Below are 25,194 nucleotides of genomic sequence, written 5' to 3'. Positions count from 1 at the left end.
TCAAGCCAATCCCCTGGGACACGGTTTCGCATACGAATGCGCACCGCGCGGCACCTCTTGAGCGCCGCGCGGGAACTACCGAACCAGCTCTTGCAGTCAGTCTCTAGTTCTTTGCTTTTGGCATTTGCGAGACCAGCGAGAGATTGATGTCCATGCCTTCGATCTGGAAGTGCGGCACGATGAAAAGCTTGACGCGGAAGAAGCCCGGGTTGTCCTCGATGTCCTCGACAATGACCTTTGCTTCGCGCAGCGGGTGCGATGCCTGCAAGTCGTCGCCCGGATCGGTCATTTCAGTGACGAGGGACTTGACCCACGTGTTCAGTTCCAGCTCGAGCAAACGACGATCTTTCGTCGTGCCGATGTTCTCGCGCTGAATCAGCTTCAGATAGTGCGCGATTCGCGAGAGCAGGAAGATATACGGCAGACGGGCATTGACGCGGCTGTTCGCCGTGGCTTCTTTGGTGTCGTACACCGCCGGCTTTTGCGCCGAGTGTGCCGAGAAGAAGCACGCGAAGTCGTGATTCTTGTAGTACGACAGCGGAATGAAACCGAGATTGGAGAACTCGAACTCGCGCGTTTCGGGAATCAGCACTTCGCTTGGAATCTTGGCCTGGTTGCCGGTGCCAAGGTCGTACAGGTGGATCGGCAGGTCTTCGACCAGACCGCCTGCCTGCGGACCGCGAATCTGCACGCACCAGCCGTTCTTGATGAAGCTTCTCACCATGTTGGCCGCAAACGCGAACGACGCGTTGGCCCACAAATAGCGCGTGTGGTCCGGGCCCTTGACGGCTTCCTCGTAGTTGAACGCGCGCACCGGCGTAGTGTCGGGGCCGTACGGCAAACGCGCGAGGAAGCGCGGCAGCGTGAGACCGATGTAGCGGGCGTCGTCCGATTCGCGGAAGCTCTTCCACTTCAGATATTCGGCGCGGTCGAAGTAATTGCCGATGTCGCGAATGCTTGCGACTTCTTCCATTGAATCCTTGCCGAAGAACTTCGGCGACACCGAGCCTATGAACGGCATATGAGCCGCTGCCGACACCTTCGCGATATTGCGCAGCAGCGCGATGTCCTGCGGGCTGCGGTCGAACTCGTAGTTCGAGATGATCGAGCCGATCGGTTCGCCGCCCGGCGTGTCGTATTCCTGAATGTAGGTGTGCAGGTACAGGCCGCTCTGAATTACTTCAGGCGTGTCCTCGAAGTCCTGGCGCAACTGTTCCTTCGATACGTCCAGCACTTCGATGCGAACGTTCTTGCGGAAATCGGTGCGATCGACCAGGAACTTCAGGCCGCGCCATGCCGATTCGATCTGCTGGAACGTTTCGTTGTGCATGATCGCGTCGAGCTGACGGCTGATCTGCCGGTCCAGATGCGCGATGTGGAAGTCCAGCAGACTCTTGTCGAGACGATCTACCTGTTGCGACGATTCGTTGATCATCTTCAGGAACACGCTCATGGCCTGCGCGACGCGCTCATCGAGCGAGGATTCCGACAACGAGTCCGCATTCTGGAACGAGTCGAACGGACGCGTTTGCTTAACCGGCGTCAGGTTGATCTTTTCGCAGAGGGATTCGTAGACGCTCTTGCCGGGCGCGTCCAGCACTACGGTGTCCGTCGTGGTTGCAGTCGAATCGTGAAGTGCCGTTTCGTTCTTTGCCATGTTCGTTATTCCTCGATAAGCGGCGATTACTGTTGCGTAGCCGGTGCGGATTCACCGATTTGCTGCAGGTCCGAGCGCAGGCGGTCGGACAGGGCCGGGTCCTTGAGGATTTTCTCGAGCTCGCGACGAAACGTTGCGTTGTCGAGCAGGTTGGATTTGAGGTCGCGCAGCAGGTTGCGAGCAGCCATCAGCGCGCGCAACTCCGGCACCTTGCCTGCCACGACATCCGGTCTGAAGTCGTCCATCGACTTGAATTCGAGGCTCACGGGCAGCTCCGAGCCGTCGCCTGCCAGCGTGTTTTCGACAGCGATCTTCGCCTTGGGGCTGTAGTCGGCAAGAACCGAATTGAAGTTGTTCTTGTTGATGTCGATCCTGGCGCGTTCCGCGAGTGCGCGCGTGTCCTGGCCGTTGCTGTAGTCGCCCATGACCAGCAGCTTGAGCGGAAGCTCCACCTTTTTCTGAGCGCCCCCAGTATGCAAGTCAAGCTTGATATTGATTCTTGCTTTCGGTACTTCGTTCTGGAAGCTGTTTGCCATTTTTTATGTCCTTAGGATCTTGAGTGTCGATACATCAATCAGTACAACAAACATGAATAGCGAATATGTACCACACGCATTTCGTCTTGAAATTGCGTTTTTGAAAAAAATGATCAAGACGAAAAAAATGGCTGTAATCCTATTCACAGAACAAGTCGGAAGAGTTACCGTTGCTCCCCAAAACTCACCTGGTGGTAATCATAAGCAGTACAGATAGTGTGAGTGCGCCGCGATACGAAGGGGGTAGCGAACGATGGCTGGTTTGAACAAACACGTCGGCGGGTCGGGACCGATTCCGCGAGCCGTAACGGGGCGGCAGTCATATTCTCTTGACGTAACCGGGCCTGCCAACGGTTGCGAAATTTCTGTCGTATCGTTCAGCGCTGTCGAGCGTATCGGCGAGCCGTATCGCGGGATTGTGGAGATTGCGCATCCCGGCTCGCTTTCGCGCGACGATTACCTGGGGCGCGATGCGACGTTAAGCTTCAGGAGAGCCGCGGCGGCGTGTCACGCTCCTGGGCACTGGCCTGGGCAAGGTGCCAATGCAGCTATCGGCGGCGCGCAGTTGCGCTTCTATCGCACAGCCGCCAGTCGTACTGTCTGAAGCAGGCAACCGACGGCTGACCTCGTAAGCCGGCCTTCATTGCGCCATCGCAGGTCCATTGCGACCGGCACGCCGGTCGTCGCGCAGCCCCTCTTTCACGCCTATGCTAACGAACCTTCTGAGCGCGCTATTCGGTGCGCGCACGCCGTCCGATCTTGCCCGTTCGACACAGGGTCAATGGGACGACTGGCTGCGTCCCATCAGCGATAGCGCGCCCACCGGGGCCGACCCCGGTTATGACGACGACTTCCTCGCGATCAAGGAAGAAGTCGCCCGACTTTCCGATATCGACGACACGCTGATCGTCGAAACAGCCGAGCGCCTGCTCAAGCACAGCGCGAAAGATGTACGTCTCGCGGTCTATTACGTGTATGGGCGTATGCGTCGCGATGGCGCTGAAGGCGTGGCGTGCGGCTTCGAACTGCTGTCGGCGCTCATCGACCGTTTTGGCGAAGCGCTACTGCCTGCCCGCGCCGGGACGCGCAAGGCCGCGCTGGAGTGGCTCGCGGGCAGCACCTTCGCGGACCGGCTGGAGCGTGTGCAGGGTCTGTCGGATTCGCTGCTGGAACGCACGCTCTCGGCGCTCGCGTTGATTGTCGAGCGCACCGCGCAATGGCCGGAAGCCGCGCGTCCGGAACTGGATGCACTGTTTCGCCGCTTCGAAAGTCGCGTGGAAACGCCGCAGCCTGCGCCAAGCGTCGGCAATGATATTCCCTCAAGCGCAACGCCGTCATCCGCGACCCTCGCGGCGGCGACGCTGGCCGCTGCGACCGAAGTCGCTTCGACCCGCGAACTGCTCGACCGCGCGCGCCAAATGGCGCAGTTTCTGCGCGACCAGCCGCACGGGTATCTGGCGGCTTACCGGCTGATGCGCTGCGTGCGCTGGGACACGCTCACGGAAGTGCCGCCGCACGAGGCGAGCGGCAAGACTCGGCTCGTTGCGCCGCGCGCCGAATTGCGCTCGCATCTCAAACGGCTGCTTTTGCAAAAACAATGGCCCGAACTACTGGATCGAGTGGAAGCGGCGTTTGCCGAAGGCGCCAACCACTTCTGGCTGGATCTTCAGTATTACGCGTTCAGCGCGCAGGAGCAGGCGGGCGGCGAATATGCGCAGGTTCGCGACCTGGTCGCCACCGACTGCGCGCTGATGCTCGAGCGCCTGCCTGGACTCGATCAACTGTTGTTTTCCGATGGTTCGCCGTTTGCCGACGACGCGACGCTCGAATGGATCGCGCGCTACGCGACGGTGCGTGATGTCGAGCGTGGCGAGGCAGTCGCGCCTGTGAGCTCTTCGTCGGCACACACGGATTGGACGGAAACCGAGGCGCACGCGTCAGATCTTGCCGCCCAGCAGGGACTCGAGGCGGCGTTTGCCTGGCTGCAAGGCTTGCCCGCCCAGAGCGGAGACCACGGCGAACGCGAACGCTTCCTGCGCCAACTGGTAATGGCTCGGGTGGCCGAGCGCGCCGACCGTGCGGACACGGCGCTGCATCTGCTGTCGACGCTCGAGCGCAGCGCACAGCGTTTCGAGCTTGGCGCGTGGGAGCCGTCTCTCGCGTTTGAAGCCAAGCATCATCTGCTGCGTTTGCTGAAAGTGAGAGTGAACCGCAAGGACGCAGACAAGCCGGCGTTGAGCGCGCGCATCGAACTGCTGACGGGCGAGCTGACCGCGATCGATCCGGCGCGAGCCGTCACGCTGGCTTAAGCCGATGGCGGGTGCCGCGTTATCGACATAGCCCCGCAACTCGGCCAATGGACCGGCGGCAGCCCACCACACGCCGCCCGTCAAATCACTCCCGCGCCCCCGTCCACTACCAGGCAACCTGATTCATGCAACACAAAAAGGACCAAACGATGATGCAGCAGCTTCGAACCGGAGCAATCGTCCTGACCATGCTCGCCCTCGGCGGGTGCGGAGTCGGGCAGACGGTCAAGGACAGCACGGTGGACGCAGCGAAATGGGCATTCACGACGCAGGTGAAAACGATGAACATCGACCTCACGAGCCGCTCGTCGTTGAACGCAAGTGGCGACGGACAATCGTTGTCGACGGTGATACGGATTTATCAGTTGAAGACGCCGCAGACCTTCCAGCAGCTCGACTACCAGCAGTTGCAAACGAACGACCGGGAGGCGCTCAAAGCCGACCTGCTGGCAACCAAAGACGTCGTGCTGCGCCCGGACGCCAGCGCGAGCATCAGCGAGCCGATGAACGGCGACGCGCAATATGTCGGCGTCGTTGCCTTTTTCCGCAATGCGGGCAGCGACGCGACATGGAAGCTCGTCATTCCGAAGAAGCAGTGGAAGAAGACGGACCCGGTGAAGATCGAGGCACGCGAAAACACACTCAATCTGGTGGGCGCGACCGAGGACACCATCCGGCGCAACGCACCGCAACAGAGCCTGCCGAATCCGCCCCAGCCGAAGCCGCCTGCGTCGACCGGTCACGCAAGCCCGGCTGGCTAGTTCTTGCTGGCCAGAAGAAATGCGTCAGAAAGCGCCGCCCGCCAACACCGCCGGGCCTGCGCCCGTGCTCAAAGCGCCGCAGGCATCTTCCCCACCTTCGCATCGCGAAGATAAAGAAAACAGGACAGCCCGACAGCCGCCGCAGCAGCGATAGCCGCGAACAGAAACACGGACCCATAGCCGAACTCGCCGGCAATGTAGCCTGCCAACGGTCCGGTAATGCCCAACGACAAGTCGAGAAACACCGAATACGCGGACAACGCGGCGCCCCGGCTGGCCGGCGGCACGAGGCCCACGGCCTCCACACCCAGCGCTGGAAACACCAGCGCAAAGCCGAATCCCGTCAACGCCGCGCCTGCCAATGCCACGTGCGGTTCAGGCGCCAGCCACAGCATCAGCAAGCCAACGCATTCGAAGGAAAACGAAGCAATCGCCACGCGGAACCCGCCGTAAGTCTTGATGGTGTTGGCAAACAGCAGCCGCGCGCCGATGAACAGCGTGCCGAACACCGTCAGCGAGAGCGCCGCGTTCGGCCACTGCTTCGCCGCATAGAACAGCGTGATGAAGGTCGCGATCGAACCAAAACCGGCAGAGCCGAGCGCGAGGCCTATGCCGTGCGGCAGCACACGCGTGAAGACGCTTCGGTACGACATCCGCTCTCCGTGCACGACGGGCACCGGCGCAATCGTGCGCGCAAGGTAGAAGCCGAGGGCTGCCAGCAGCATCACCAGAATGCCGAGCGCGGCAAAGCCCACGGTCCGCTCGATTGCCACGCCAAGCGGCGCGCCCACCGCCAGCGCGCCGTACGTGGCGATGCCGTTCCAGGAAATCACGCGTGCGTTATTGCTGGTGCCCACACGGCCGATTCCCCACAGAATCGCGCCCGTGCCGCACAGGCTTTCGCCGAATCCCAGCACCAGCCGGCTGCAGACCAGCAGCGCAAGGCTCGCCGCCGGCCAGCGTCCGCACAGGACCGCCAGCAGCAACAGCACGCCGCTCGCGCCGCAGCCGAGCAGGCCGATGGATACCGTGCGCTTCGGCCCGAGCGTATCCGCGGAACGGCCGGCGAGCGGCCGCGAGGCCAGCGTCGCCAGGTACTGGACGCTGATCGCCGCACCCGCGAGCACCGCGCTAAACCCCAGGTCGTCGTGGACGTAACCCGGCAGCACGGCAAGCGGAATGCCGATCGTCAGGTAGCAAAGAAACGTGAAAAAGACGACCGGAATGATCTGCATGGTCGTCGCAAATTCGCTGCGAGGTGGCGCTGAGTCGGTGGACATGGGGAAAACGAGACTTGAAAACTGCGGGAAGGCGTGATTTTCCCATGGAACCGAGTCTCTTGCAGCGCTCGCTTAATAATTCTGGGATGAAAGGCCGCGCGCGAAGGCTTCAAAAACGTAGTCGGGGCGCCAAAATCTGCCCGAACGGCCAGCCAAATCCGCTCCAAACAGTTTTAACGTTGGCCTGAACGCGCCAACTTTGGTCATAACACCTGGAATCAGCCACTTCAACATAAGCGAAAGACGCACAGAACCTGTCTCAATATCGCTTTGTGAATATGTCCCGCATGCGACTCGGGCTATGGGTTCTATTTATTGACGATGATAGTTTTTGAACCATCCGCGCGGTTCTGGCCGCCGCATCCGAGATTCGAGAACATCGAGAGCCCCACACATGACTGAGCCGATTCGCTTTTATCACCGCAACGAGATTCGCGAGATCAAGGGCGCGCCCGTCACCCGCACGGTTCTGCAGTATCTGCGCGAGGACGCGCGTTGCACCGGCACCAAGGAAGGCTGCGCAGAGGGCGATTGCGGCGCCTGCACTGTGGTAATCGGCGAGCGCAACGAAGCGGGCGGCGTGGACTTCAAGGCGGTCAACGCGTGCATCCAGTTCATGCCGACGCTCGACGGCAGGGCGCTCTTTACTGTCGAAGACCTGCGCCAGCCCGACGGCTCGCTGCACCCGGTACAGCAGGCGCTGGTCGAATGCCACGGCTCCCAATGCGGTTTCTGCACGCCCGGCTTCGTCATGTCGATGTGGTCCCTGTACGAAAAGCACGGCCACGAGCAGAACTGCGCGAACCGGACGGTGCCGTCGCGCGAAGCGATCAGCAACGCGCTCACCGGCAACCTGTGCCGCTGCACCGGCTATCGTCCGATCGTGGATGCGGCCGTGCGCATGTTCGAAGCGCCCGCGCCAAAAGCGCCGCTGAACGTGGAAGCACTCGGGGCCGCGCTTGCCACGCTGCAACGCGATCATACGTTTCACTATGAACACGGCGGTCAGCGCTTCGACGCGCCGCGCACCGTCGAAGCACTCGCGCAGATCAAGCAGGCCGAACCGGCCGCGCGCATTCTCGCGGGCAGCACGGACATCGGCTTGTGGGTGACCAAGCAGATGCGCGAGCTAGGCAACGTGGTCTACGTAGGGCAGATCGCTGAATTGCAGAAACTCGAAACGCGCGGCGACTGGATCGAAATCGGCGCGGGCGTGACTGTGGAGACGGCTTACGCGGAGATCGCGAAGCAGTACCCCGAAGTCACCGAGATGTGGCAGCGCTTCGCCTCGCTGCCGATTCGCAACGCGGGCACGCTCGGCGGCAACATCGCTAACGGCTCGCCTATCGGCGACTCCATGCCGGGCCTCATCGCACTCGGTGCGCGTGTGATCGTGCGCGGCGGCGCGAGCGAGCGCGAGATGCCGCTTGAAGACCTGTACCTCGCCTATCAGAAGAAGGACATGGCGGAACACGAGTTCGTGGTCGGCGTGAAGGTGCCGGCTCGCACCGGCGCCCGCGAGCAGTTGCGATTTCGCACCTACAAGCTCTCGAAGCGCTTCGACTCCGACATCTCCGCCGTGTGCGCGGCCTTTTCGTTCATCGCCGACGGCACGCTGATTCGCGAGCCGCGCATCGCGTTCGGCGGCATGGCCGCCACGGCGAAGCGCGCGACCCAGGCGGAAGCCGTGCTGCGCGACGCGCAATGGCACGAAGCCACCGTACAGGCCGCAATGCTCGCGCTCGCTAACGACTACACGCCGCTCTCCGACATGCGCGCGACCAGCAACTATCGTCTGGAAGCCGCGAAGAACACCTTGTATCGCTTCTGGCTCGAAACGCGCCCGCACAATCCGCTGCCGAGGAGCGCGCTGGACGTGCGCGCGGTCGCGGCAGCCTGCGCGCCAGCCGACGCACAGTGCGAGGCCAACGCCGCGGCCGGCGCCTGACGCGCGCGATCCAGCAGAAACACGGAGAACACAACAATGAATCAGCATGCCGAACCTTTCCTGAAAGACGCTCAGGCGCTCGACGACTTCACCCAGGTGCACGTGTCGCGTCCGCATGAATCGGCACATCTGCACGTGAGCGGCCGCGCCACTTATACGGACGACATTCCTACTGTGGCCGGCACCCTGCACGCGGCGCTCGGCCTGTCGTCGAAAGCGCATGCGAGAATCGTGTCGATGTCGTTCGAGCAAGTGCGCGCGACGCCCGGCGTGGTCGCGGTCTTCACCGCACGCGACATTCCGGGCGCCAATGACGTGGCGCCGATCGTCCACGGCGACGACCCGATTCTCGCGGACGGTCTCGTGCAATACGTGGGGCAGCCGGTGTTCATCGTGGTCGCGAACTCGCATGAAGCCGCGCGCCTTGCGGCACGGCGCGCCGAGATCGTCTACGAGGAACTGCCCGCGATTCTGACCGCGCAGCAGGCGCGCGCCGCCAACCAGTCGGTGCTGCCGCCGATGAAACTCGCGCGCGGCGAGGCCGGCACGAAGATCGCGCGCGCGGCGCACCGCGAGGCCGGCGAAATGTTGCTCGGCGGTCAGGAGCAGTTCTATCTGGAAGGGCAGATCTCCTACGCGGTGCCCAAGGACGACGAGGGCATGCACGTCTACTGCTCGACGCAGCATCCCACGGAAATGCAGCATCTCGTCGCGCACGCCTTGGGCATTGCTTCGCATAACGTATTAATAGAATGCCGGCGCATGGGCGGTGGCTTCGGCGGCAAGGAATCGCAGTCGGGCCTCTTCGCATGCTGCGCGGCGCTCGCCGCGTGGAAGCTGCAGTGCCCCGTCAAAGTGCGCCCCGATCGCGACGACGACATGATGATCACCGGCAAGCGCCACGATTTCCACTACACCTATGAAGTCGGCTACGACGACAAGGGCGTGATCGAAGGCGTCGCGGTCGACATGACTTCGCGCTGCGGCTTTTCGGCGGACCTGTCGGGCCCGGTGATGACGCGCGCGCTGTGTCACTTCGACAACGCGTACTGGCTTTCGGACGTCAGCATCGGCGGCTTTTGCGGCAAAACCAACACGCAGTCGAATACCGCGTTTCGTGGCTTCGGCGGTCCGCAGGGCGCGTTTGCCATCGAGTACATCATGGACAACGTGGCGCGTTCCCTCGGCGAAGACGCGCTCGACGTGCGGCGCCGCAACCTGTACGGCAAGACCGAGCGCAATCAGACGCCGTATGGTCAGACGGTCGAAGACAACGTGATTTACGAACTGATCGACGAACTGGAAGCGACGAGTCAGTATCGCGCACGGCGCGCCGCCATCAACGAGTTCAACGCGAACAACGAGGTGCTGAAAAAAGGGCTGGCGCTCACGCCGGTCAAGTTCGGCATTGCGTTTAACGTCACTCATTTCAACCAGGCCGGCGCTCTCGTTCACATCTATACCGATGGTTCGGTGCTCGTGAACCACGGCGGCACCGAAATGGGCCAGGGCTTGAATACGAAGGTCGCGCAGGTCGTCGCGCATGAACTGGGCGTCGGCTTTGAGCGCATTCGTGTGAGCGCGACCGACACGAGCAAGGTCGCGAATACCTCGGCGACGGCGGCGTCGACCGGCTCCGACCTGAACGGCAAGGCCGCGCAGGACGCCGCGCGTCAGTTGCGCGAGCGTCTCGCCGCGTTCGCCGCCGAGCGCTTCGGCGCGGGCGTGGTCGCCGCAGCGCAAGTGCGTTTTGCACATGACCGCGTGATCGTGGGCGACGCCGTGGTGCCGTTCGAAGAAGTGGTAGCGAAGGCGTACCTCGCGCGCATCCAGCTGTGGTCCGACGGTTTTTACGCGACGCCCAAGCTCTATTGGGATCAGGCGAAGCTGCAAGGCCGGCCGTTCTATTACTACTCGTATGGCGCGGCGGTGTCCGAAGTGGTAATCGACACGCTGACCGGCGAGATGCGCGTGCTGCGCGCGGACGCGTTGCACGACGTGGGCGCGTCGCTGAACCCGGCGCTCGACGTCGGCCAGGTGGAAGGCGCGTTCATTCAGGGCATGGGCTGGCTGACCACCGAAGAGCTGTGGTGGAACGCAGGCGGCAAGCTGATGACGCACGCGCCGTCTACGTACAAGATCCCAACTGTCAACGACACGCCGCCCGAATTCAACGTGCGCCTCTTCGAGAACCGCAACACGGAGGACAGCATTCACCGCTCGAAGGCGACGGGCGAGCCGCCGTTGCTGCTGCCGTTCTCGGTGTTCTTTGCCATTCGCGATGCGATTTCCGCAGTTGGCGCTCACAAGCTGAATCCGCCACTGAACGCGCCGGCCACCAGCGAGGAAATTCTCAAGGCCGTCGGCGCGGTGCGCGCCGCGGCGAGCGCTGCGCAGCAATAACGAGGACGAACGCGATGGAAGACCGCTACCCAACGAGCACCGGCCGCCGCAGCGCGGTGCACGCGCCACGCCCGGCGCCGCTGCATATCGTCCTGTTTGGCGCGGGTCATGTGGGGCACGCGCTGATAGCGTTGCTCGGCACGCTGCCGTGCGTGGTTCAATGGGTCGACGAGCGCGACGAACTTTTCCCCGACGAAACGCCCGCGAACGTGCAAGTGGAAGCCACCGACACGCCCGAGGCGATCGTCGACTCGGCGCCGCCTGGCGCCTGGTTTCTGGTGATGACGCATAACCATGCGCTCGATTTTTCGCTCGCGCTGCGCATCATGCGACGACGCGACTTCACCTACTTCGGCATGATCGGTTCGAAGACGAAGCGCGTGAAGTTCGAGCGGCGTTTGCTCGAGCGCGGCATCGAGCCTGAGCGGCTCGAGCAGATGACGTGTCCGATCGGCATCGCGGGCATCGTCGATAAGGCGCCGGCTGCGATTGCCGTGGCGGTGTGCGCGGAGTTGCTGCAGGTTCGCGAGCAGCGTGAAATCTCGTCACGGGTTGCGGCTTTGCAACAGGAGCGGCAACGGCCTGCCATCAGCGTGTAACAGAAAGGGGAGGGCGCGTGAGCAGCCTCCCGCCCGTCCGCCCGATACTTCACGCGCTTCGCGTGCTTCGCGTGCTTCGCGTGCTTCAAGCGCTTCGCTCAGCGTACCCGCTTCGCGCGCGGCGCCTTCTGCGCGATCAGGCCGTCCGACACCTGGAACATCAACGCGCGCAGCCAGCCCAGATCGCTCGGGCGATCCGGCTGCGGATGCCACATCTGATAGCACTTGATACGCGGAAACGGAATGGGTGCCTCGACGACTGCGAGCGGCAGAATGCTCGCGTAATGCATTGCGAAGCGGCGCGTCGTCGTGAAGATCAGATCCGATTGCAACAGCGTCTGCGGCACGAGCCCGAAGTAGGGCAGCGTGGCGACGATGCGTCGTTGCGCTTTGGCACGCGCAAAGCCGATGTCGATTGCGCCGCCGCGTCCACCGCTATAAGGAGTCGGCGCGAGGTGCGGCGCCGCGAGATAGGCCTCGCGCGTGAGCGGCGCATGCGCAAGCGGATGATTTGCACGCATCATGCACACCACGGTGTCCGAGAAAAGATCGCTGCGCTCGAAACGTGCATCGGGCTTCGGCCAGTTGCCGATCACGAGATCGAGCTCGCCCGCGTCAAGCGCAGCGCTATGGTCCAGCATGGGGCTCAGCGAATCGATTTCGAGCCGGGCGTGCGGCGCCGCCTCGCGAAACTGCGCGATCACGGTCGGCATGAAGAAGTCATTCAGATAATCGGGCGCCGCCACGCGAAACGTGCGGCGCGAACGGCCCGGATCGAAGTCGCCGTGGGGCGTCGCCACGAAGTCCACCTCGCGCAGCACGCGTTGCGCGGAGGCCAGCAGCGACTCGCCATATTCGGTCGGCACCATGCCCGACTTGCCGCGCACGAGGATCGGATCGTTCAGCGTCTCGCGCAGCTTGCGCAGCGCGGTGCTGATAGCGGGCTGGGTCTGATTGAGCCGCAGCGCGGTCTGCGTGACGCTGCGCTCGACCAGCAGCGTGCGCAGCACGCGCACGAGCCAGATATCGAGGGAGGCGGCGGTGTCGTCCATGGTCAGGAAGGAAGCGAAGCGCCGGGCTGCTGTCGCAAAGCGCGAACGCCTGTGCGGAGGTGCGCGCGGGCGCTGCAACAACGCGCGAACCATGCATGGCGCAAAGGTTATAACCTTAGGCCCGTTTGCACCACGGCCGCCATAGCGCGCGCGGTATGACCGGCATCAGCCATGTCCGGGCGTGTAGTGTGCCGCCGACCGCCGCCGCGCTCGCTGTTCAAATGTCCGCGACGCCCCGGGGCAGCGCACTAATCCGCCTGACCTCGCTCGATTCCAGCCAGTTCGGCGTACGCGCGCAATAAAGCACCATCGGCAACGCATCCTCGCCCCAGAACAACTGGTCGTTCAGACGGAAGGTCGGCACGCCATAGACGCCGAGCCCGATTGCGTCGGCCGTATTGCGCTGCAGTTGTGCCTTTACTTCCTCGCTTTTAATGAGCTCGGGCCCGTCTGGCATGCCCACGCGCTCGCAGAGTTCGGCGAACGCCTCGTCGCTCGACGGATCGCGGCCCTCGCGCCAGATGAAGCGGAAGATCTCGCGCACGCAGACCACGTCGGCCTGAGCGGCGGTGGCGAGCAGCAGCGGCTTCATCGAGTCGAATGGATGGGCGGGCGGCATCTTGTACGGAATGCCCAACTGCTCAGCGCGAAAGAGGGCGTGCCGGTACATGAACGTGCGCTTGGCCGGCACGCTGTAGGCCGGCCGCTGTCCCCAATGGCGATACAGGTCGTTCAGCACTACCGGCGTGAAGACGAAGTCGAAGCCCGGCCATTTGTCGTGTTGCTCGAGTAGCAGATACGTGAACGGCGAGACGAAATCGTAAAACCACAGCGGCTGCGCGGCGTCGATGCCAACGGTCATATATGTCTCCCGGATTGCCTGCCCGACGGGATTGGCGGATGAATCTGTTCGAACGTCGGAATTGTAATGATCTTACGCGGTGCGGCTCCGCCTTGCACCGTCAATCTGACGGGCGGCGCCGTTGCACCGGTGCTTCGTCGCGCGGTTCGTCGCGAGTTTCGCCAACTTCGCCAATCTCGGCGGCTTCGTTCGGCCCGGCGGGCGGTGTTCCGTTGCGCTCGCCGACGTGGTCGGCGCGCACCGCTGGCCGGGCTTCGTCTGTATCTCCAGCGGCGCTGACAGCGGCACCGGCACCGGCACCAGCTGCGGCGGCGTCTTCGTCCGCATCGTCGCCGGACATATCGCGCCAGCCATCGCGCCTCGTATCGCGGCTTTGCGTGAGCCTCGCCCGTACAAAGCCGATATGCTCGCGCAGCACATAGAACTGGTCCGCATAGGCGAGCGGCATCTTCAGACCATTGACCGAATCCTCGATGGCATCCAGCCGTTGCCGCAACGAGGCGCGCTCGGCCGCCGAGTGGTCGCTGAGCGCGCTGCGCTCGATGGCGATCAGCGCGCCATACCAGCGATAGATGCGCGACTTCACACGCCACGCGTAGAGCGACGGCACGAGGCGCAACGCGGGAATCAGCAGCACTACGAGCGGCACGACCACCACCAGCAAGCGGTCGGCAAGGCTCGCGAGCCAGAACGGCAACAGCCGGTACAGGAAGCTCTTGCCCGACTTGTAGTAGCGCGCGGCGTCGTCGCTGATCGGAAAATCGTGAGCGAGCGGTGCGGGAAATTCGCCGGCGCGCTGCATGATGTTGGCCTTGCCGTGCACCTCGCGCGCGGCTTCGATCAGCAAGTCCGACAGCGCGGGATGCAGCGAATTGCGCGCCACCAGTTCGGCGGTCGGCGCGACCATATGAATCGGCATGGACGGCAGATTGTTGCCGAGGTCGAACGCGCCCATCGGCAGTTCGAGTTGTGTCAGATACGGAAAGCGCCGCGTGTACGCGTCGGCCTGCGTGAAATCGTAGAACTGCACGTTCGGCGTGCGGTAAAGCTTGCCCATGACCGCGGGCTGCGCCGAATCGCCGGCAAGAAACGCCGCGTCCACCTTGCCGGAGACGAGCGCCTGCGCCGCGTCGTCGCCCGAGAGCGGCAGCAGACGGGTTGCACCGCCGGGCTCGATGCCGTTCGCCTTGAGCAGCGCGAGCGCGAGTTGGCGCGTGCCGCTGCCCTCGGCCCCCACCGCGAGCCGCTGGCCCTTGAATTCGGACAGCCGCGTGACCGTGGGGCCATGATAGAAGATCGCGAGCGGCACGTACGACACGCTGCCAAGCGACATCAACCCATTGCTGGCCGCGCCGGGCGCGATGCCGTCCTGCACGAACGCAACGTCCACGTTCGAATTCGGGTCCGACAGCCGCTGCAGATTCTGCAAGGAGCCTTCCGAAGGCAGCACGTTCAGCGTGATGCGGTTGCGCGCCAGAATCTCCTTGTACTTTTGCGCGGCATTCCAGAAGGTGCTGCCCTGCGGACCGGCGCTGATGGTCAGCGTGCTCGGCGGCGCGGGCTGGATCAGGCGCACGGCGACCCAGATCGCGGCCACGGCGATCAGCAAGATCGGTCCGAACGAGACCGCGAGATCGCGCCACGAGATCGCGACGAAACGGGCGACGAGGCGGGTAGGGCGCGTTGCAGGTTTGCGGCCGGCGGCTGGCTTCATCGGATGACGGACGGCTACGGTCGAAGGTGAACTTGAAGGGCGGCTCTGTGCGTGGCGCCGATGGTACCTGAGATTGCCGCGGCGACGGAATGCAGGGCCGGCAGGGGCGCCGAGAAAGCCGTAACAAAAAGTGACGACGCACGCGAGAGATCAACGCCCGTTTGGGTGCGCGATGAGTAAACCCTTTGCGCTTCTGGCCCGGCTAGATTAAATTGTGCATCGCCGCCGCGAACACAGCTTTCGCGCGGCGCGACCCGGCACGACAGACAAGAACCGGGCGCGTCGGCGGATTTCGCGGCCTGCCGGTTTCCGTACCGCATTGCATGCACGTTCTCGTCATCGCATGCGGCACATGGCAGCCGGCCTCTCTTAGCCTCTCGCACCTCGTGTCGCAGCCACAGCCGGCCATTGCCGCGCCGCGCGCCTTGTCGCGCCCGGCGTTTGGACATGGCCGCAGGTAGTCGTAACGAAGCCGCTTATTCAAGCGGTCCAATATGAAGCTAAGGAGAGAAGAAACATGAAATCGGTCGGTTTTCTGAAGACGCTGGGCTCGGTGGTGGCAATGGTGGTGGCATGCAATGTCTACGCTCAGGCAAGCGATGCAACGGCAACGGGCACGACAGCCGCCCCCGCCGCGACCGCGAAGGCGAGCAAGAAGGCCAATAGCCAGCTCGGCCGCAAGGTGCGCGCCGCCATTTCGAAGGTGCAAGGCCTCGACGTGTCGAACATCGCCGTGCGTGCACGCGGCGGCGCCGTGACGCTGACGGGCTCGGTGCCCGACCAGGGCCAGATTGACGCGGCCGGCGAAGCAGCCAAGGGCGTCGCGGGCGTGACCTCGGTGTCCAACAAGCTGACGGTGATGCAGCAGTAAGCACGGCATGCGGGCTTTCGGCAAGCCCGCTGCGACGGCGCATTGATCTGAGCATGCACGCGGTCTGGATGTCAGCGCTCGAGGCGGCTCTAACCGCAATGCGCCGTTTCAGCCGGTCGGCCACGGGCCGGCCATCGGTCAGTACGGGCGGCGAAACGTCGGCTGACCGGGGCTGACCCGTGCCAATCGCCCACCGGGCTACTCCACCTCACTCTCGTCCGTGTCGGCAAGCTGTGCGCCACGCTCATGGCTCATCGCCGCGTCGGCGAGCGATTTCACGTTTGCCGGCATGCGTTCCTTGCGCTCGCTGTACCTGTCGGTCAGGTAGTCCGAACGATCGCGGATCAGCAGCGTGAACTTGTAAAGCTCTTCCATGACGTCGACGACCCGATCGTAGTACGACGACGGCTTCATCCGCCCGTTCTCGTCGAATTCCTGAAATGCCTTGGCGACCGAACTCTGGTTGGGAATCGTCACCATGCGCATCCAGCGGCCCAGTATGCGCAGCGCGTTGACTGCGTTGAACGACTGCGAGCCGCCGGAGACTTGCATGACCGCAAGCGTGCGGCCTTGCGTGGGACGGATGCTGCCGGAATCAAGCGGCAGCCAGTCGATCTGATTCTTGAAAACCCCCGTGAGCGCGCCATGACGTTCCGGGCTGCACCACACCTGTCCCTCGGACCATAACGACAGCGCGCGCAGTTCCGCTACCTTGGGATGCTCGGGCGAAACACTGTCGGCAAGCGGCAGGCCGTGCGGGTCGAATACCCTCGTTTCTGCACCGAGTTGCCGCAGTATCCGTTCGGCTTCGAGGGTAAGCAATCTGCTGTACGAGGTCGGCCTGAGCGAGCCGTACAGAAGAATGCGTGGAGGGTGTTGCGAGTGCGCGCGTGGCTCGAGCTTCGCGAGATCCGGTGTGTCCAGATGAAGTGCGCTGACGTTGGGTAGATCCATCTGCATTCGCAAGAGCGGTTAGAGGGTGATCGCGCGCGACAGCAGCACGGCGCTCGACGGACACAAACTGGCTGCCTGGCGTGTGGCGAGTATCGACGCCGGGGCCGCGTCGCGGCTGACAGGCTTGAAACCGGACTTTTCAAAAAACGCGCGTTCGTTCAGTGTGAGCAGCCACGCGGTCCGTGCGCCCGCGTCGAACGCCTCACGCAACAGCACCGCGAGCATGTTTCGTCCGATGCCTTTGCCGCGATGCTCCGGCAACACGACAAGCGAGCGCACGAGCGCATCGCAACCGCATTGCTCGAAGCCACCATAGCCGACATGCGAGCCTGCCAGTGTCGAGAAGGTGAAGAACGAGCGGCCCGCTTCGTTCAGGTCATCGGTGGGAAGCCGCGCATCGCGCAGAGCTTGCGCCAATCCAGCGTGGTCGCCTGCAATGCGACGAGCAACGATGAAAGGCACACCTTTGTCCTTCAGTATCTCGCGCTGCGGCGGGTTCGCGAGCAGGCCGGCCACTGCGTCTGAGGGCCGGCACAGGCGTGTGCCGCGCGGCGTGACAACGATAGGCCGGTTGATCAGAACCGGGTGCGCGAGCATTGCATCGATCAGTTGCGCGTCGCTCAGCGCGCAGTTGCCGAGGCCGAGTTCCTCGTAGGGCGTTCCCTTCTTCCGGAGGACATCCCGTACGGCCATTCCGCTGTCCGCTATCAGGCGCTCGAGCGTCGCCCGATCGGGCGGATTACGCAGATACTCGATGACCTGCGGATTCTCGCCGGCCTCGCGCAGCAGCGCGAGCACGTTGCGCGACGTGCCGCAGTCGGGATTGTGATAGATCGTCACACTCATCGTTTGTGCTCAACGGGTTCGGGTTTCATACCAATGCTGGGAACGGTTCACGACGCCGACCACCAGCAGCATGACAGGCACCTCGATCAGTACGCCGACCACCGTTGCCAGCGCTGCGCCGGACTCGAAGCCAAACAGGCTGATGGCGGTTGCCACGGCGAGCTCGAAGAAGTTGCTCGCGCCGATCAGGCTGGACGGACCGGCAACGCAGTGCGCGACGCCGAGTTTGCGGTTCAGCAGATAGGCCAGACCGGAGTTCACGAAGACCTGGATCAGGATCGGCACCGCGAGCATTGCGATTACTAGCGGCTCGCCGATAATGGCCTGGCCTTGGAATGCGAATAACAGCACGAGGGTTGTTAGCAGCGCGCCGATCGAATACGGACCTAGTCGGGCGACGGTGCGTTCGAACTGAGCCGCGCCGGATCGCAGCAGCCGGCGACGCATGATCTGCGCGATGACCACCGGGATCACGATATAAACGCCCACCGAAGTGAGCAGCGTGTCCCACGGCACCGTGATCGCGGACAGGCCAAGCAGTAGCGCAACAATCGGCGCGAACGCCACGACCATGATCGCGTCGTTCAATGCCACCTGCGAGAGCGTGAAGTACGGGTCACCCTTGCAAAGCTGCGACCAGACAAAAACCATCGCGGTGCATGGCGCCGCGGCCAGCAGGATCAGTCCTGCGACGTAGCTGTCCAGTTGCGCCGCCGGCAACCATGCTGCGAAAACATGCCGGACGAAAATCCAGCCAAGCAGCGCCATCGAAAAAGGCTTGATTAGCCAGTTGACGAACAGCGTCACGCCAATGCCGCGCCAGTGCGCCTTTACCTGAGCCATTGCACCGAAGTCGATCTTGATCAGCATCGGTATGACCATGACCCAGATCAGCACTCCGACGGGAACGTTGACATGCGCCAGCTCCGTGCGACCGATGGTCTGGAACACGGCCGGCAGCCAATGCCCGAGCACGATGCCTGTCACGATGCAAAGCGCGACCCACACCGTCAGATAGCGCTCGAAGAAGCCGATACGGGTTGTTCGGGAGTCGCTTGCTGTCCGATCCGGGCTGCTCGCGGGCGGTGCCGCAATGCGGGCGTCGTCGCCGCGCGTCATGTCGCCGCTCCCCGGCATTGCGGCGCGGCGACTGCATCACACGCCCCGCCCGCGCAGCAATTCTCGGTAAGAAACCCGATTAGTCCGTTCATTGCGTCGAAGTTGGCCGAGTAGTAGATAAAGCGCCCTTGCTGCTGACCCGTGACAAGTCCGGCATGAGAAAGGTCCTTCAGATGAAACGACAGGCTCGACGGAGACAGTCCGAGTTGCTGCGCAATCTCGCCTGCGGGCAGCCCCTCTGGGCCGGCGACCACCAGTGCGCGGAAGATGGCGAGCCGCGATTCATGAGCGAGCGCGCCGAGCGCGCGTACCACCAGGTTTGAGTCCATGACCGCATCATAAAACGGTTGGCTTCGTTATTTCAAGAAATATCGAATTAAAGGCTGGTGGCGCGATGCCGGCAAGCCGATTTGCGTTGCGGGTCGCGGCGCAACGGGCCGGAGCGTCAGAATGCCAGCCCGTCACTGACCGCCCCGGACCAAACGGCACGTGGACCGGCTTCTTGCGCCGCGGCTGACCGCATCAGCTTTCAGGTCGACAACGGTTCAGGCGGCCGAAGCTTTTTTTGTTTTCCGCCAGACGATTTTTGAAGCGGCGATGATGGTGGGAGCACACGCCGCCGCTGCGCGCCGGGCGCCGTTGTCCGATTGTGCGCGACGACACATTTCCGTCGCCGCCCAAGGCGTACTGTGTGCGTGAAGACACGGAGTGACCGCCATGCAAACCACGGCCCTGCGCTATACCGACCTGCCCATCGACGACCGCGCCGCCTTCGAACTGGTCTGCGCGCGGCACGGCTTCGCGCCCGCGCATTTCGACATCAGCATTCATGCCGATCCCGTCGACGCCGCCCACGAGCGACTCGTCACCGTGCGGCGCGGCGGCTGGGCGCAGTCCTACTATGACAGCCACGGCCAGTGGGTCCGGCAGTTCGAGGCCGATCTCACCTGCCGCTTTTTCAAGTGACGGCGACGGGCGGGCTTCGCGCCGTCAGGCCACGACGAGACGCAGGCCGACCAGCGTGAGCGTGGCGGCAAGCAGATTGCGCAGCAGCGCATCCGGCGCGCGCGCGGACAGCATGCTGCCCACCGCGATGCCCGGCAGCGAGCCGAGCAGCAGCGACAGCAGCATCGACCAGTCCACGGAGCCGAGCAGCCAATGGCCCGCGCCCGCCAGCAGCGTGAGCGGCACCGCATGCGCAATGTCCGAGCCGACGATGCGCGTGGTCGGCAGCATCGGATAAAGCAGTAGCAAGACCGTCACGCCGATGGCGCCCGCGCCCACCGAAGTGAGCGACACCAGCACGCCGAGCATGGCGCCTGTCAGCATGGTGAGGAGGAGCGTGCGTCCCTGGGTCGGAGCGCGCCGCCGGTGTGCGCCGAGCGCCGCGAGCTGCGGGCGGAACACCAGCGCCACCGCCGTGACCAGCAGCGCGGCGCCCAGCACGAGCTGGATCAGCCGGCTCGCGCCCGGCGTGTCCATGCCGTAGCGGTGCAATAGCAGCAGCGTGACAGTGGCCGCCGGTACGCTGCCGGCGGCAAGCCGCAGCGTGACCTGCCAGTCGACGGAGCCTTTCAGGCCGTGCACCAGCGTGCCGGTCGCCTTGGTGGCGGCCGCGTACAGCAGGTCGGTGCCGACCGCGGTGGCCGGATGCACGTTGAACAAGAGTACCAGGATCGGGGTCATCAGCGAGCCGCCGCCTACGCCCGTCAGCCCGACCAGGAAGCCGACAAAGAGGCCGGAGACGGAATACAGCAGATCGATATGCGGAAGAGCCATTGAAGAGACCGCTGGCGGTCGGTGGATTGACGGTTAAGGCACGGGCGGCGCGCGTGCCTTAAGCGCCGACGCGGATCGGCAAACTGGAAGGAAGGCTGCGCCCGGCGCGGCGAAAGGCGCTATTGTCGCAAAACTGAAGCCAAAGCGTACGGAATGCGGGAAGGCGCGAGTGCCGCGCACGCTGCGCGCGGCGCCCGGCTCACAGCGCGCGGCGAATCTCCACCACGCCGAACGCCGCCAGCATGATGCCGACGAGCCGGTCGATCGCGAGCCGCAGCTTGCTGCCGATAGCATGGCGCGCGAGCGACACCACCGTCACGAGGAAGCACCACCATGCGATCGAGCCGCAGAACACGCCGCCGACCGTGGTCAGCGCAATGGCCGACGAGAACGCGCCGCGCGGCGCGAGCGTGGTGAAGAGCGCGGCGAACATGATTACCGTTTGCGGGTTGGTCAGCGTAAGCAGCAGTGAGCTCGCGTACGCGCGCAGCGCGCCTGCGCGGCCCACTTGCGCGAGCTTGCCGTTGCTGCTGCCATTGCCGTTCAGTTCGCCGTTCGCGGTGTCGGCGGGCGCCTTCTGCCATAAAGTGCGCAAGCCGAGGTAGAGCAGGAACAGGCCGGCGAGCAGATGCAGCGGCCGGTCGTAAGCCAGCATGAACTGCGAGATGCTGACGAGCCCAAGCGCCGCAATCAGCCCGTAGAAGGCATCTCCGCTCGCAATGCCGAGGCCGATGGCGAGCCCGGCGCGCGGCCCGCCAGTCAGCGTGCGGCGGATGCACAGCATGCCCATGGGCCCGACCGGCGCGGCAATCGCGAGGCCGACGCCGGCGGCGGTGAAAAAGAGGCTGGTCATGGACATGACAGGTTCCGTTGGCTTGTTGTGATGGACAGTGTGTCGCGGCGCGCCTGTGCGCCACCGCCGTGGGGCGGCTCGACGCGAGGCGCCGCTCGTCCCGCGAGCATCGCTCAGCATAGCCATAGCCGCTGCCTTGAGCAAGCCTGCAGCCGACGCCTGGCGATTGACCGTGGATACCCTGGGATCTCTGCGTTCGCCGCGCATACTCGGGCATAATTTTCTGCACCCATTTTCCTACTCCATTTCCCACTCGATTCCTGGAGCCGTCCGCATGTGGCAGATCGATCAGGTGACGTTGCGCTTGTTCATCGCCGTGTGCGAGGAAGGCACCATTGCGCGCGCTGCTGAGCGCGAGTTCATCGCGCCTTCGGCGGTCAGCAAACGGCTTGCCGATCTGGAGGCGCTCGTCGAAGTCGCGCTGCTCTCGCGCAGTCAGCGCGGCGTGCGCGCCACCGCCGCGGGCGAGGCGCTGTTGCGCCACGCCCGGCTCATCATGCGCGGCCATGAGCGCATGCAGGCCGAACTCAGCCAGTATGCAGCCGGCGCGCGCGGGCATGTGCGAGTGCTCGCGAACGTGTCGTCGATGGTGGAATTCCTGCCCGAGGCGCTGTCCGAGTTTTTGAAGGCCAATCCGCAGATTCGCGTGGATGTGGAAGAGCGCGTGAGCGCGGAGATCGTGCGCGGGCTCGAGGAAGGCGTTGCAGATCTCGGCATCTGCCGCGACGTCGTGCCGATGGGTAGTCTCGACGCGCTGCCGTATCGCGCGGACCATCTCGCGCTGATCGTGCCGCGCGGTCATCCGCTTGCTGGCGAGGCGAGCGTCGGCTTCGAACAGACGCTCGCCTACGATCATCTCGGGCTCTCTTCGAATGCGTCGGTCAATGCGCTGATGCAGCGTATCGCCGCCGAGAAAGGACGTGAGCTGAACTACCGCACCTATGTGTCGACGTTCGACGCTGCGTATCGCTTCATCCAGGCCGGCCTTGCGGTGGCGATTCTGCCGGGCGAGGCGCTGCCCCGCCATGCCGCCGACGAATACGGCATCGTCGCGGTGCCGCTGCGCGAGGCATGGGCCGAGCGGCGCTTCGTGATCTGCGTGCGCGACCGTGGCGCGCTGACGCTTGCCGCGTCGCATCTGCTCGCGCACCTGCTCGCCTCTGTCTGAGCGCTCGCGGATCTTGCCCCGTTCGGACTTCGCGCGCCGCGCCGCGCTCCTTGTGAAAAGCCCTTAAGGGTTTCCCCTTTGCGCGCTCGCAGGCCCGTCGCGCTTGCTTCGCGAGCCATCGTCAACGGCGATGGAGTGCTTCGTCAACGCAGACTTTGCGATGCGCGCTCGCGCAGGCACGCTGTGACCCGTGCTTCATTTTCCGCCTATTTCGCAGGACTTAAACCATGAGTGATACGAGGGAGCGCGTTGTCGTGACCGAAGTCGGCATGCGCGACGGCTTGCAGAGCATCGCGCGCGTCATGCCCACCGGATTCAAGCGCCGCTGGATAGACGCCGCGTATGCAGCCGGCGTGCGGCATATGGAAGTGGCGTCGTTCGTACCGGCCAGGCTGCTGCCGCAAATGGCCGACGCCGACGAGGTGATCGCCCACGCGCTCACTTATGACGACCTGATCGTGACTGCGCTCGTGCCGAATCTCAAGGGCGCGCAACGAGCGCTCGAAGCGGGCGTGCATCGCATCGTTGCGCCCATTTCGGTGAGCACCGCGCATAGCCTCGCGAACGTGCGCAAAACCCCGGCTGAAATGATTGATGCGTTCGCGGACATGCGCGCGGCCATCGACAGTGCGGCGCGCCACGCGTCGAATCCGCGCGCGGGACATGTCGAGCTGATCGCCGGTTTGTCGACGGTATTCGGCTGCACGCTGCAAGGCGCGGTGCCTTATGACGACGTCGCTGCCATTGCGCGCGCCGCCGTGAATGCAGGCGCCGATGAGATCGCGCTCGGCGACACGACCGGCGAAGCGACGCCGCGCCAGGTGGGCGAGATTATCGAACTCGTGCGCGACGTAGCCGGCGACAGGCTGCGCGCGCTGCATTTGCACGACACGCGCGGGCTCGGCCTCGCGAATACGCTGATTGCGCTGCAACACGGCATCCGAGAATTCGACGCGTCTCTTGCAGGGCTCGGCGGCTGTCCGCACGCGCCTGGCGCCACGGGCAACGTCAACACCGAAGACCTCGTGTTCATGCTAGACAGCATGGGCTACGACACGGGTATCGACCTCACGCGACTGCTGGCCTCGCGCGAGGTGCTCGCCGACGCATTGCCGGGTGAGCCGCTTTACGGTTATCTCGCGCGCGCCGGTGTGCCGAAGCAGTTCGCGCATGCGCAACACGCCGACGCTTCCATCTCTTTCCGTTCGCAGGTGCTGCAATGAACGCCTCTACCTCTGCCGTGACTGCCGCTGCCGGTTCCGATGCGTCGCAGAACGCGTTGCCGCTTGCCGGCATTCGTGTGATCGAGCTCTCGCATATGGTAATGGGCCCGACGTGCGGGATGATTCTCGGCGACCTTGGCGCGGAAGTGATCAAGGTCGAGCCGCCGCGCGGCGACGGCACGCGCCGTTTGCTCGGTACGGGTGCGGGCTTTTTCCGCACCTTCAATCGCAACAAGAAAAGCGTTGCGCTCGATCTCGACAGCGACGCGGGACTTGCCGCATTGCACGCGCTGGTCGACAGCGCCGATGTGTTCGTCGAGAACTTCAAGCCGGGACGCATGGCGAGCCTCGGCCTCGACTATGCGTCGCTGCGCGAGCGCAACCCGAAGCTCATCTACGTATCGCACAAGGGCTTTCTCAACGGTCCGTATGAACAGCGCCTCGCACTCGACGAAGTCGTGCAGATGATGGCAGGCCTCGCGTACATGACCGGTCCCGTGGGCCGTCCGCTGCGCGCCGGCAGTTCGGTGAACGACATCATGGGCGGCATGTTCGGCGCGATCGGTGTGCTCGCCGCGCTGCATGAACGGCACGCAAGCGGGCGTGGCAAGGAAGTGCAGAGCGCGCTCTTCGAGAACTGCGTGCTGCTCTCGGCCCAGCACATGCAGCAATATGCGGCAACGGGCGTGGCGCCCGCGCCGATGCCGGAGCGCATCAGCGCATGGGCGGTGTACGACGTATTCACGCTCGCCAACGATGAGCAGATGTTCATTGCCGCGACCGGCGACGGTCAATGGCGCGCGTTGTGCGGCATTCTGGGCCGCGCGGACCTGCTCGCCGATGCACGCCTTGCGACCAACAACGACCGCGTGCTCGCGCGCTCATGGCTGTTGCAGACGCTTGGCGAAACGCTGCGTCAGTTCGAAGGCGCGGCGCTCGCGCCGCAGTTCGAGCGGAACCATATTCCGTTCGCCTCAATCGTGAAGCCCGAAGAACTGTTCGACGATCCGCATCTGAATGCAAGCGGCGGCCTTGCGCGTCTCACGCTCGACGACGGCAGCGAAACGGCCATGCCCTTGTTGCCCATTTCGATAGACGGCGCGCGTTTGCAGCCGCGTCAGCCGATCGCGAAGATCGGTGAGCACACGGCAGACGTGCTGCGCGGACTCGGCTATGACGACGCGCAGATAGCGTCCATTGTGTCCGCCACATCGCCGACGGACGGTTCGGGAGAGACGCCGCGCGCAGCGGCTTAAGTCG

22 protein-coding genes are annotated in these 25,194 nt (G+C 64.0%); 10 read left to right on the top strand and 12 right to left on the bottom strand.

Annotation, left to right across the window (positions count from 1 at the left end):
* Positions 1-103 precede the first annotated feature (103 nt).
* A complete protein-coding gene (gene tssC, locus JNB89_RS17585; protein WP_220363128.1) occupies positions 104-1,657 on the bottom strand; it encodes a type VI secretion system contractile sheath large subunit in 1,554 nt (517 codons plus the stop codon).
* A 26-nt stretch (positions 1,658-1,683) separates the two neighbouring features.
* Positions 1,684-2,193, bottom strand: coding sequence for a type VI secretion system contractile sheath small subunit (gene tssB / locus JNB89_RS17580; RefSeq protein WP_013338149.1), 510 nt, complete (start codon positions 2,191-2,193; stop codon positions 1,684-1,686).
* Positions 2,194-2,900: 707 nt separating this feature from the next.
* On the opposite strand from tssB, the gene tssA reads away from it, so the two are divergent.
* Positions 2,901-4,502 carry a type VI secretion system protein TssA gene (gene tssA / locus JNB89_RS17575; protein ID WP_220363127.1) on the top strand — a complete coding sequence of 534 codons (1,602 nt, stop codon included), beginning with the start codon at positions 2,901-2,903 and terminating at the stop codon, positions 4,500-4,502.
* A 149-nt stretch (positions 4,503-4,651) separates the two neighbouring features.
* Positions 4,652-5,263 carry a type VI secretion system lipoprotein TssJ gene (gene tssJ, locus JNB89_RS17570; RefSeq protein WP_135894265.1) on the top strand — a complete coding sequence of 204 codons (612 nt, stop codon included), beginning with the start codon at positions 4,652-4,654 and terminating at the stop codon, positions 5,261-5,263.
* A gap of 68 nt (positions 5,264-5,331) precedes the next feature.
* Here tssJ and JNB89_RS17565 read toward each other — a convergent pair whose 3' ends face one another.
* A complete protein-coding gene (locus JNB89_RS17565) occupies positions 5,332-6,543 on the bottom strand; it encodes an MFS transporter (RefSeq protein WP_013338153.1) in 1,212 nt (403 codons plus the stop codon).
* A 394-nt stretch (positions 6,544-6,937) separates the two neighbouring features.
* On the opposite strand from JNB89_RS17565, the gene xdhA reads away from it, so the two are divergent.
* Genes xdhA through xdhC form a run of 3 tightly spaced genes read left to right on the top strand, consistent with a single transcriptional unit; the run spans position 6,938 to position 11,493 of the window.
* Complete coding sequence (xdhA, locus tag JNB89_RS17560) at positions 6,938-8,491, top strand: xanthine dehydrogenase small subunit (protein ID WP_220363126.1); 1,554 nt, start codon at positions 6,938-6,940, stop codon at positions 8,489-8,491.
* A gap of 36 nt (positions 8,492-8,527) precedes the next feature.
* On the top strand, positions 8,528-10,894 hold the full coding sequence (gene xdhB / locus JNB89_RS17555; protein ID WP_220363125.1) for a xanthine dehydrogenase molybdopterin binding subunit: 2,367 nt from the start codon (positions 8,528-8,530) through the stop codon (positions 10,892-10,894).
* A gap of 14 nt (positions 10,895-10,908) precedes the next feature.
* Positions 10,909-11,493, top strand: a complete 585-nt coding sequence (xdhC, locus tag JNB89_RS17550; RefSeq protein WP_220363124.1) for a xanthine dehydrogenase accessory protein XdhC — start codon at positions 10,909-10,911, stop codon at positions 11,491-11,493.
* Positions 11,494-11,591: 98 nt separating this feature from the next.
* Here xdhC and JNB89_RS17545 read toward each other — a convergent pair whose 3' ends face one another.
* The 3 genes from JNB89_RS17545 to JNB89_RS17535 all read right to left on the bottom strand — a co-directional run bounded on the left by JNB89_RS17545 (position 11,592) and on the right by JNB89_RS17535 (position 15,121).
* Positions 11,592-12,545 carry a LysR substrate-binding domain-containing protein gene (locus JNB89_RS17545; protein WP_220363123.1) on the bottom strand — a complete coding sequence of 318 codons (954 nt, stop codon included), beginning with the start codon at positions 12,543-12,545 and terminating at the stop codon, positions 11,592-11,594.
* Between the two features lie 217 nt (positions 12,546-12,762).
* Positions 12,763-13,407: a 2-hydroxychromene-2-carboxylate isomerase gene (locus tag JNB89_RS17540; protein ID WP_013338158.1), complete on the bottom strand. Its 645-nt coding sequence runs from the start codon at positions 13,405-13,407 to the stop codon at positions 12,763-12,765.
* Positions 13,408-13,507: 100 nt separating this feature from the next.
* Positions 13,508-15,121: a TAXI family TRAP transporter solute-binding subunit gene (locus tag JNB89_RS17535; protein ID WP_220363122.1), complete on the bottom strand. Its 1,614-nt coding sequence runs from the start codon at positions 15,119-15,121 to the stop codon at positions 13,508-13,510.
* A gap of 517 nt (positions 15,122-15,638) precedes the next feature.
* On the opposite strand from JNB89_RS17535, the gene JNB89_RS17530 reads away from it, so the two are divergent.
* Complete coding sequence (locus tag JNB89_RS17530; protein WP_013338160.1) at positions 15,639-15,992, top strand: BON domain-containing protein; 354 nt, start codon at positions 15,639-15,641, stop codon at positions 15,990-15,992.
* Between the two features lie 198 nt (positions 15,993-16,190).
* On the opposite strand, the gene arsH is transcribed toward JNB89_RS17530, so the two are convergent.
* From arsH to JNB89_RS17510, 4 genes are read right to left on the bottom strand one after another with little or no spacing between them, the layout of a single operon-like run.
* Complete coding sequence (arsH, locus tag JNB89_RS17525; protein WP_220363121.1) at positions 16,191-16,952, bottom strand: arsenical resistance protein ArsH; 762 nt, start codon at positions 16,950-16,952, stop codon at positions 16,191-16,193.
* 12 nt (positions 16,953-16,964) lie between these two features.
* Positions 16,965-17,792 (bottom strand): arsenic resistance N-acetyltransferase ArsN2, encoded by an 828-nt coding sequence (arsN2, locus tag JNB89_RS17520; protein ID WP_220363120.1) that lies wholly within the window; start codon positions 17,790-17,792, stop codon positions 16,965-16,967.
* Positions 17,793-17,801: 9 nt separating this feature from the next.
* The gene (arsB, locus tag JNB89_RS17515) at positions 17,802-18,911 is read right to left on the bottom strand and encodes an ACR3 family arsenite efflux transporter (RefSeq protein WP_220363119.1); all 1,110 of its coding nucleotides are present in this window, start codon (positions 18,909-18,911) and stop codon (positions 17,802-17,804) included.
* The gene (locus JNB89_RS17510; protein WP_220363118.1) at positions 18,908-19,240 is read right to left on the bottom strand and encodes an ArsR/SmtB family transcription factor; all 333 of its coding nucleotides are present in this window, start codon (positions 19,238-19,240) and stop codon (positions 18,908-18,910) included. Before JNB89_RS17510 ends, arsB begins: the two co-directional genes overlap by 4 nt.
* Positions 19,241-19,628: 388 nt before the next feature.
* On the opposite strand from JNB89_RS17510, the gene JNB89_RS17505 reads away from it, so the two are divergent.
* A complete protein-coding gene (locus JNB89_RS17505; RefSeq protein ID WP_013338165.1) occupies positions 19,629-19,877 on the top strand; it encodes a hypothetical protein in 249 nt (82 codons plus the stop codon).
* A 24-nt stretch (positions 19,878-19,901) separates the two neighbouring features.
* Here JNB89_RS17505 and JNB89_RS17500 read toward each other — a convergent pair whose 3' ends face one another.
* Positions 19,902-20,690 (bottom strand): sulfite exporter TauE/SafE family protein, encoded by a 789-nt coding sequence (locus JNB89_RS17500; protein ID WP_013338166.1) that lies wholly within the window; start codon positions 20,688-20,690, stop codon positions 19,902-19,904.
* Positions 20,691-20,889: 199 nt separating this feature from the next.
* Positions 20,890-21,549 carry a LysE family translocator gene (locus tag JNB89_RS17495; RefSeq protein ID WP_220363117.1) on the bottom strand — a complete coding sequence of 220 codons (660 nt, stop codon included), beginning with the start codon at positions 21,547-21,549 and terminating at the stop codon, positions 20,890-20,892.
* A gap of 268 nt (positions 21,550-21,817) precedes the next feature.
* On the opposite strand from JNB89_RS17495, the gene JNB89_RS17490 reads away from it, so the two are divergent.
* The 3 genes from JNB89_RS17490 (at position 21,818) to JNB89_RS17480 (ending at position 25,190) form a co-directional block, all read left to right on the top strand.
* Positions 21,818-22,711 (top strand): LysR substrate-binding domain-containing protein, encoded by an 894-nt coding sequence (locus JNB89_RS17490; RefSeq protein ID WP_013338168.1) that lies wholly within the window; start codon positions 21,818-21,820, stop codon positions 22,709-22,711.
* Between the two features lie 227 nt (positions 22,712-22,938).
* Positions 22,939-23,934: a hydroxymethylglutaryl-CoA lyase gene (locus JNB89_RS17485; RefSeq protein ID WP_220363116.1), complete on the top strand. Its 996-nt coding sequence runs from the start codon at positions 22,939-22,941 to the stop codon at positions 23,932-23,934.
* Positions 23,931-25,190, top strand: a complete 1,260-nt coding sequence (locus JNB89_RS17480; protein WP_220363115.1) for a CaiB/BaiF CoA transferase family protein — start codon at positions 23,931-23,933, stop codon at positions 25,188-25,190. The genes JNB89_RS17485 and JNB89_RS17480 overlap by 4 nt, the downstream gene beginning before the upstream one ends.
* Positions 25,191-25,194 lie beyond the last annotated feature (4 nt).

This window comes from Paraburkholderia phenoliruptrix, from assembly GCF_019511605.1.
Classification (GTDB): Bacteria; Pseudomonadota; Gammaproteobacteria; order Burkholderiales; family Burkholderiaceae; genus Paraburkholderia; species Paraburkholderia phenoliruptrix_A.
This window is presented reverse-complemented; position numbering and strand designations above follow the sequence as displayed.

Bases quoted from the DNA above. Each gene is read 5' to 3' on its own strand.
- tssC (WP_220363128.1), bottom strand. From the start codon at position 1,657: ATGGCAAAGAACGAAACGGCACTTCACGATTCGACTGCAACCACGACG.
- tssB (WP_013338149.1), bottom strand. From the start codon at position 2,193: ATGGCAAACAGCTTCCAGAACGAAGTACCGAAAGCAAGAATCAATATC.
- tssA (WP_220363127.1), top strand. From the start codon at position 2,901: ATGCTAACGAACCTTCTGAGCGCGCTATTCGGTGCGCGCACGCCGTCC.
- tssJ (WP_135894265.1), top strand. From the start codon at position 4,652: ATGATGCAGCAGCTTCGAACCGGAGCAATCGTCCTGACCATGCTCGCC.
- JNB89_RS17565 (WP_013338153.1), bottom strand. From the start codon at position 6,543: ATGTCCACCGACTCAGCGCCACCTCGCAGCGAATTTGCGACGACCATG.
- xdhA (WP_220363126.1), top strand. From the start codon at position 6,938: ATGACTGAGCCGATTCGCTTTTATCACCGCAACGAGATTCGCGAGATC.
- xdhB (WP_220363125.1), top strand. From the start codon at position 8,528: ATGAATCAGCATGCCGAACCTTTCCTGAAAGACGCTCAGGCGCTCGAC.
- xdhC (WP_220363124.1), top strand. From the start codon at position 10,909: ATGGAAGACCGCTACCCAACGAGCACCGGCCGCCGCAGCGCGGTGCAC.
- JNB89_RS17545 (WP_220363123.1), bottom strand. From the start codon at position 12,545: ATGGACGACACCGCCGCCTCCCTCGATATCTGGCTCGTGCGCGTGCTG.
- JNB89_RS17540 (WP_013338158.1), bottom strand. From the start codon at position 13,407: ATGACCGTTGGCATCGACGCCGCGCAGCCGCTGTGGTTTTACGATTTC.
- JNB89_RS17535 (WP_220363122.1), bottom strand. From the start codon at position 15,121: ATGAAGCCAGCCGCCGGCCGCAAACCTGCAACGCGCCCTACCCGCCTC.
- JNB89_RS17530 (WP_013338160.1), top strand. From the start codon at position 15,639: ATGAAATCGGTCGGTTTTCTGAAGACGCTGGGCTCGGTGGTGGCAATG.
- arsH (WP_220363121.1), bottom strand. From the start codon at position 16,952: ATGCAGATGGATCTACCCAACGTCAGCGCACTTCATCTGGACACACCG.
- arsN2 (WP_220363120.1), bottom strand. From the start codon at position 17,792: ATGAGTGTGACGATCTATCACAATCCCGACTGCGGCACGTCGCGCAAC.
- arsB (WP_220363119.1), bottom strand. From the start codon at position 18,911: ATGACGCGCGGCGACGACGCCCGCATTGCGGCACCGCCCGCGAGCAGC.
- JNB89_RS17510 (WP_220363118.1), bottom strand. From the start codon at position 19,240: ATGGACTCAAACCTGGTGGTACGCGCGCTCGGCGCGCTCGCTCATGAA.
- JNB89_RS17505 (WP_013338165.1), top strand. From the start codon at position 19,629: ATGCAAACCACGGCCCTGCGCTATACCGACCTGCCCATCGACGACCGC.
- JNB89_RS17500 (WP_013338166.1), bottom strand. From the start codon at position 20,690: ATGGCTCTTCCGCATATCGATCTGCTGTATTCCGTCTCCGGCCTCTTT.
- JNB89_RS17495 (WP_220363117.1), bottom strand. From the start codon at position 21,549: ATGTCCATGACCAGCCTCTTTTTCACCGCCGCCGGCGTCGGCCTCGCG.
- JNB89_RS17490 (WP_013338168.1), top strand. From the start codon at position 21,818: ATGTGGCAGATCGATCAGGTGACGTTGCGCTTGTTCATCGCCGTGTGC.
- JNB89_RS17485 (WP_220363116.1), top strand. From the start codon at position 22,939: ATGAGTGATACGAGGGAGCGCGTTGTCGTGACCGAAGTCGGCATGCGC.
- JNB89_RS17480 (WP_220363115.1), top strand. From the start codon at position 23,931: ATGAACGCCTCTACCTCTGCCGTGACTGCCGCTGCCGGTTCCGATGCG.